Raw genomic sequence first — 7,452 nt, forward strand, 5'->3', positions numbered from 1 at the left:
TACATAGAAAATTAGAACGCAGCATGTGCTGTGTTTATTAGAGGTAATCACCTGACATATGGAATGGATCATGGATCCTACAATCTGGATTGGTTTATCCACCCTGATTGTACTTGAAATCGTCCTTGGTATTGATAACATTGTTTTTATTGCCATTCTTGCCGAGAAGCTTCCACCACACCAACGCGATAAAGCACGCATCACTGGTCTTGCTTTTGCATTAATTACTCGCATTATTTTATTAATGTTCACCGGCTGGCTGGTTACACTCACGACACCACTATTTACAGCGTTTGGTATTAGTTTCAATGCTCGCCAACTCATTATGTTAGTGGGAGGCATATTTTTACTGTTTAAAGCCACCATGGAACTCAATGAACGTCTTGAAGGTGCAGCTCACGAAGAAGGAAAATCGAAAAAAACCTCACACTTTTGGACTGTCGTTGTTCAAATCGTTATTTTAGATGCCGTGTTTTCTCTCGATTCTGTGATTACTGCGGTCGGTATGGTTGAAAATATTCCAGTCATGATTATTGCCGTTTGTGTGGCAATTTGCATTATGATGGTCGCAAGTAAACCGTTAGCCTTTTTTGTCAATTCGCATCCCACCATCGTTATTCTTTGCTTGAGCTTTTTGTTAATGATCGGCTTTAGTTTAGTTGCGGAAGGATTTGGTTTTGCCATTCCAAAAGGCTACTTATATGCCGCTATTGGTTTTTCAATCATGATTGAGTTTTTTAATCAGTTAGCCATATTCAATCGTCGTAAAGCATTGAATAAAAAACCATTGCGAGAACGGACTGCCGAAGCGATCTTACATCTACTGAAAGGCGATGTTGAAGAAGATCCGGATACTCACACAATTGATACGGTGTCAGATAACAATAAAAAAGAATCTGTCTTTAACCATCAAGAACTCAACATGGTTGAACGCGTCCTTGGACTGGCACAGCGATCGGTCAGCAGTATTATGACAGCAAGGTTAGATGTTGATATGGTTAATATCAATGACGACCGTGAAACAATTTTGAAAGAGATTTTTGAAAATCCTCATTCACGATTAGTCGTGACTGATAATGCGTCGATTGATGAACCTTTAGGCATTATTCAAGTTAACGACCTGTTAAAAGATGTTTTGCAAAATAAAGAGCCAATCGATATTAACGCTTTAATTAAGCAACCGCTAATCTTTCCCGAAACGGTATCGTTACTTGTTGCGTTAGAACAATTTAAAAAAGCCAAAACCCATTTTGCTTTTGTAGTTGATGAATTTGGTTCCATGCAAGGCGTGGTTTCAGTCACCGACATCATCGAAACTATCGCTGGCGATTTTCCAACCGAAGAGGAAGAAATTGACGCCAAACATGATATTCAATGTCTGGATGATAATACGTGGATTGCCAATGGCTATATTCCGGTTGAAGAGTTGGTTCGATTTGTTCCAATCCCAATTGATGATAAACGTGAATATCATACTCTTGCAGGATTATTGATGGAAAAAGCACAGCATTTACTTGAAGTCGGTGAGACCATGCAAATAGGTGATTACCTATTTGAAATAGCTGAAATTGAAAGCCATCGTATTTTAAAAGTTAAAATTACTCTGAACAAACTTGATTCAATTTAATGAACCAAGGGCATACTCCATCGTAACTCATTATTAATGAGTTACGATATCTTAAAAAACCATTCAATATTCTTTATCCTCATTAAAAATCCAACATTAGATGTTGAACAATTGGTTTTAAGGATTATTTTCGTTTTCTAACAAAACAATAACAAGTGATTAGATTTGTCTCCATTACGCTATAAACAGATGAGTTAACCAAAAACAGGGAAATACCTATCCTACTATCTATTTAAAGATGCTATAAAATACGCAGATAAATTATGATTAATTTAATCAGGATTTACTATTTCATCATCGCAACTTAATGACTATATGAAATTTACTATTAAAGTCAGTTTTTAATACAGGTATTTATCAATAAAGACTGAGCAGAATAATGCTTGACCTGTTAAAAGAACCAGTAATAATAATGCAGTGAATTTTGTACTGTATAAGCACGCCAATCACCACAATTGTCACGCTTCACTAATGATAAGCAAAAGTGTGGTTATGGCATTATACAAATATTCATTATTATTAACCTAAACTAGGCCTTAACTTATGAATTCAATATTCGAAAAAATATTTCAATTGAAAGCAAAAAAAACCACCATTGGTACTGAAGTGATTGCAGGATGTACGACATTTCTTACTATGGTCTATATCATCTTTGTTAATCCTTCCATTTTGTCGGCAACAGGCATGGACACCTCAGCAGTATTTGTATTAACCTGTTTAGTAACAGCCTTTGCATCGATTTTAATGGGCATGTTTGCTAATTTACCGATAGCGTTGGCGCCTGCTATGGGACTCAATGTATTTTTTGCCTATGGCATGTGTGGCGCAATGGGCTATTCTTGGCAGGTGGGAATGGGCGCAATATTTTGGGGATCGTTAATCTTTTTTGCACTATCCCTTTTTAAAGTTCGCCATTGGCTAATAGAACATATTCCACAATGTTTACGTGTTGGTATCAGTGCGGGTATTGGACTATTTATTGCGTTTATGGGCTTTCAAAATATGGGGATTGTGGTTAGTTCTCCATCAACATTATTAACCTTAGGCAATATTCTATCTCTTAAAGTCTTATTAGGTTCTCTGGGTTTTTTCATTATTATTATTTTAGCTGCGCGCAACTTCCATGCTGCGGTTCTAATCTCTATTCTCGTGGTCACATTACTTGCTCTGTGGCTGGATCCTAATATTCATTATGAAGGCGTCGCCTCTATTCCACCAAGTGTTTCAAGCGTAGTTGGTCATGTTGATTTAGCCGGTTCGCTTAATATCGGTATAATGGGCGTGATATTTTCCGTCATGATCGTCAGCTTATTTGATTCATCAGGTACGATTTTAGCCTTGACCGACAAAGCTGGCATTTCAGACGAAAAAGGACGCTTTCCTAAAATGCGTCAAGCATTATTAATTGATAGTTTCAGCTCTTCACTTGGTGGGCTTTTTGGGACATCATCAGTTCTCACTTACATTGAAAGTTCAGCGGGTATTTCCGTAGGTGGTCGCACCGGTTTAACTGCTGTTGTCGTTGGGATTTTATTTTTAATGATGACATTCTTATCACCTTTAGCGCATTTAGTTCCGACTTATGCAACATCTGGCGCACTCATATTTGTGGGAATCTTAATGGTATCAAGTTTAGTGAAAGTTAACTGGTCTGATTTAACTGACGCAACACCTGCCTTTATTACTGCCTTAATGATGCCTTTTGCTTTCGCCATTACTGAAGGGGTTGCACTTGGTTTTATCTCTTATGTGGCATTAAAAACCTTTACCGGTAAATTTAAAGAACTCAATCTTTGTGTCATCATTTTTGCTGTACTATTTGCACTTAAATTTATCTTTATCGATCATCATTAATCGTCATTCCTCATCAATGCTATTGATGAGGCCCCCCTCAATCTTTAACTAATATATCCCCCTTTCAATTGGCGTACACTTAAAAAGTGAAACTTTTTATTACTCATTTATTGGGCATTTTCTTACCAATGAATAAAGTCTATGTTCGATAGTTAAATGCGAGCAAAAACTTGACATTATCCTTGTTGAGGTCTAGAATCTTGCGACCCAAAACTTATATATTTAGGTTTTGGTCTACAGTTATTAATTACGTATCTAAAATGCAATTTTAAATTTATTTTAATTAATCAGGAGCTTATTAATGGCAACAATTAATCAGCTGGTACGCAAACCAAGAGCACTTAAGGAAGTTAAAAGCAACGTTCCTGCCCTTGAAGCATGCCCGCAAAAACGCGGTGTTTGTACTCGTGTTTACACGACTACACCGAAAAAACCTAACTCAGCATTACGTAAAGTATGCCGTGTACGTTTAACCAACGGTTTTGAAGTTACTTCTTACATCGGTGGTGAAGGTCATAACTTGCAAGAACATAGCGTGATTTTAATCCGCGGTGGTCGTGTTAAAGATTTACCTGGTGTTCGTTATCACACTGTTCGTGGTGCATTAGACTGCGCAGGTGTTAAAGATCGCAAACAAAGCCGTTCTAAATACGGTGTAAAACGACCTAAAGCTTAATGGAACTCCGTTAAGTAAGGCCAAACTATATAATTCCATTTAACTCATTTGAGTTTTGGGTAAACCTGAAAATTTATAACATATAAACGGAGTATTCCAATGCCACGTCGTCATGTTGTCGGTCAAAGAAAAATTCTACCTGATCCGAAATTCGGTTCAGATTTGCTGGCGAAATTTGTAAATATTTTAATGATAGATGGTAAAAAATCTATCGCAGAATCAATCGTATATTCAGCTCTTGATAAATTAGCTGAGCGTAGTGGAAAAGACCACTTAGCAGCTTTCGAAGTTGCACTAGATAACGTAAGACCAACTGTAGAAGTTAAGTCTCGTCGCGTTGGTGGTTCTACATACCAAGTTCCTGTTGAAGTGCGCCCTGTTCGTCGTAATGCACTTGCAATGCGTTGGATTGTAGAAGCTGCTCGTAAACGTGGCGATAAATCAATGGCTCTACGCCTTGCGAATGAACTTATGGATGCTTTTGAAAACAAAGGCACTGCTGTGAAAAAACGCGAAGATGTTCATCGTATGGCTGAGGCTAATAGAGCGTTTGCACACTATCGTTGGTAATCTTTCCACTGGTATTAAGTGGCTTGAAATTAGACTGACAGAACATATCTACTGTCAGTCAACCTAAATGATATTTTATTAAGCAAACGATTCTAAATAGAGGATTAATATGGCTCGTACAACCCCTATAGCACGCTACCGTAATATCGGTATCAGTGCACATATTGACGCAGGTAAAACGACAACTACTGAACGTATTTTGTTTTACACTGGCGTAAGTCACAAAATTGGTGAGGTTCATGATGGCGCAGCTACCATGGACTGGATGGAACAAGAACAAGAACGTGGTATCACTATCACGTCTGCGGCTACAACTGCATTCTGGTCTGGTATGGGACAACAATTTGAACCACACCGTATCAATATCATCGACACCCCAGGACACGTTGACTTCACCATCGAAGTTGAACGTTCTATGCGTGTTCTTGATGGTGCAGTAATGGTTTACTGTGCGGTTGGTGGTGTTCAACCTCAATCAGAAACAGTATGGCGCCAAGCTAACAAATATAAAGTTCCGCGTATCGCATTTGTAAACAAAATGGACCGTATGGGTGCTAACTTCTTACGTGTGGTTGAGCAAATCAAAACACGTTTAGCGGCAGTGCCTGTTCCATTAGTATTACCAATCGGTGCTGAAGAAGGCTTTACTGGTGTTGTTGATTTACTTAAACGTAAAGCAATTAACTGGAATGATGCAGACCAAGGTACAACCTTTACTTATGAAGATGTACCAGCTGATATGGTTGAGCAAGTTGAAGAATGGCGTGCAAACTTAATCGAAGCTGCAGCAGAAGCTAACGAAGAGTTAATGGAAAAATACCTAGGTGGTGATGAGTTAACTGAAGAAGAAGTTAAAAAAGCACTACGTGAACGCGTACTTGCTAACGAAATCATCTTGGTAACATGTGGTAGTGCATTTAAAAATAAAGGCGTTCAGTTCATGCTTGACGCAGTTATTGAGTATTTACCTGCACCAACCGATGTTCCTGCGATTAAAGGTGAATTACAAAATGGTGAACCAGCAGAACGTCATTCAAGTGATGATGAACCATTTGCTGCACTTGCATTTAAAATTGCAACTGACCCATTTGTTGGTAACTTAACCTTCTTCCGCGTTTACTCTGGTGTAGTTAACTCTGGTGACTCAGTGCTTAACTCAGTTAAAGATCGTAAAGAACGCTTTGGTCGTATCGTACAGATGCATGCGAACAAACGTGAAGAAATCAAAGAAGTTCGTGCAGGTGACATTGCAGCAGCAATCGGTCTTAAAGATGTCACAACTGGTGATACGCTTTGTGCTGAAAATTCACCAATTATTCTTGAAAGAATGGAATTCCCTGAGCCGGTTATCTCGGTTGCAGTTGAACCAAAAACTAAAGCTGACCAAGAAAAAATGGGTATCGCTTTAGGTCGTTTGGCAAAAGAAGATCCATCATTCCGTGTCTGGACTGATGAAGAATCAAACCAAACTATCATTGCTGGTATGGGTGAATTACATCTTGAAATCATCGTAGACCGTATGAAACGTGAATTTAACGTTGAAGCGAATGTCGGTAAACCTCAAGTTGCTTACCGTGAAACAATTCGTACAACAGTTAAAGACATCGAAGGAAAACATGCAAAACAATCTGGTGGTCGTGGTCAATACGGTCATGTTGTTATCGACATGTATCCATTAGAAGCGGGTGGTGCTGGTTACGAATTTGTTAACGAAATCAAAGGTGGGGTAATTCCGGGTGAATTTATTCCTGCAGTAGATAAAGGTATCCAAGAGCAATTGAAATCAGGGCCTTTAGCTGGCTATCCAGTTGTGGATCTCGGTGTGCGTTTACATTTTGGTTCTTACCATGATGTCGACTCATCTGAAATTGCCTTTAAACTTGCCGCATCAATGGCATTTAAAGAAGGCTTCATGAAAGCTAAACCTGTGCTTTTAGAACCAATTATGAAAGTAGAAGTTGAAACCCCTGAAGATTATATGGGTGACGTTATCGGTGACTTAAACCGTCGTCGTGGTATGATCGAAGGAATGGATGATACTGCAACAGGTAAAACTGTTCGTGCGCAAGTACCTCTTTCAGAAATGTTTGGCTATGCGACAGACCTTCGTTCACAAACACAAGGTCGTGCTTCTTACTCTATGGAGTTCTTGAAGTATAACGAAGCACCTTCAAACATCGTAACAGCAATTATTGAAGCTCGTAAAGCGAAATAATTATTTATATAAATAAAGTAACACTTCCCTACAAAATGAGGGAAGTGATTTAATAAAGGAACATTAAGATGTCTAAAGAAAAATTTGAACGTACAAAACCCCACGTTAACGTTGGTACAATCGGCCACGTTGACCATGGTAAAACAACTTTAACTGCTGCAATTACGTCTGTTCTTGCTAAAAAATACGGCGGACAAGCTCGTGCATTCGATCAAATCGATAACGCACCAGAAGAAAAAGCACGTGGTATTACCATCAATACTTCACACGTTGAATACGATACACCAACTCGTCACTACGCACACGTAGACTGCCCAGGCCATGCTGACTATGTTAAAAACATGATCACCGGTGCAGCGCAAATGGACGGTGCTATTTTAGTAGTAGCAGCAACTGATGGTCCTATGCCACAAACTCGTGAGCACATCCTTTTAGGTCGTCAAGTAGGTGTTCCTTACATCATCGTATTCTTAAACAAATGTGATATGGTTGATGATGAAGAGTTATTAG

At 38.8% G+C, this 7,452-nt stretch carries 6 protein-coding genes; all 6 read left to right on the forward strand.

The genetic code is table 11. From position 1 onward, the window contains the following. Positions 1–58: 58 nt before the first annotated feature. Positions 59–1,627: a TerC family protein gene (locus tag J3U36_RS11080; RefSeq protein WP_416379826.1), complete on the forward strand. Its 1,569-nt coding sequence runs from the start codon at positions 59–61 to the stop codon at positions 1,625–1,627. 543 nt (positions 1,628–2,170) lie between these two features. After that, a complete protein-coding gene (locus J3U36_RS11085; protein WP_267378877.1) occupies positions 2,171–3,481 on the forward strand; it encodes an NCS2 family permease in 1,311 nt (436 codons plus the stop codon). Positions 3,482–3,782: 301 nt separating this feature from the next. Beyond that, positions 3,783–4,157, forward strand: coding sequence for a 30S ribosomal protein S12 (gene rpsL / locus J3U36_RS11090; protein ID WP_025316630.1), 375 nt, complete (start codon positions 3,783–3,785; stop codon positions 4,155–4,157). 99 nt (positions 4,158–4,256) lie between these two features. After that, a complete protein-coding gene (gene rpsG / locus J3U36_RS11095) occupies positions 4,257–4,727 on the forward strand; it encodes a 30S ribosomal protein S7 (protein ID WP_065559623.1) in 471 nt (156 codons plus the stop codon). A gap of 109 nt (positions 4,728–4,836) precedes the next feature. Further along, complete coding sequence (fusA, locus tag J3U36_RS11100) at positions 4,837–6,942, forward strand: elongation factor G (protein ID WP_065559622.1); 2,106 nt, start codon at positions 4,837–4,839, stop codon at positions 6,940–6,942. Positions 6,943–7,010: 68 nt separating this feature from the next. Further along, a partial coding sequence (locus J3U36_RS11105; protein ID WP_267385911.1) for a GTP-binding protein occupies positions 7,011–7,452 on the forward strand: 442 nt, incomplete at its 3' end.

It is taken from the genome of Gilliamella sp. B3817 (assembly GCF_026536705.1).
GTDB classification, from domain to species: domain Bacteria; phylum Pseudomonadota; class Gammaproteobacteria; order Enterobacterales; family Orbaceae; genus Gilliamella; species Gilliamella apicola_I.

What these genes read in the sequence shown, in the direction of transcription:
- fusA (WP_065559622.1), top strand. Translation starts at nt 4,837, where the DNA reads ATGGCTCGTACAACCCCTATAGCACGCTACCGTAATATCGGTATCAGT.
- rpsG (WP_065559623.1), top strand. Translation starts at nt 4,257, where the DNA reads ATGCCACGTCGTCATGTTGTCGGTCAAAGAAAAATTCTACCTGATCCG.
- J3U36_RS11080 (WP_416379826.1), top strand. Translation starts at nt 59, where the DNA reads ATGGAATGGATCATGGATCCTACAATCTGGATTGGTTTATCCACCCTG.
- rpsL (WP_025316630.1), top strand. Translation starts at nt 3,783, where the DNA reads ATGGCAACAATTAATCAGCTGGTACGCAAACCAAGAGCACTTAAGGAA.
- J3U36_RS11085 (WP_267378877.1), top strand. Translation starts at nt 2,171, where the DNA reads ATGAATTCAATATTCGAAAAAATATTTCAATTGAAAGCAAAAAAAACC.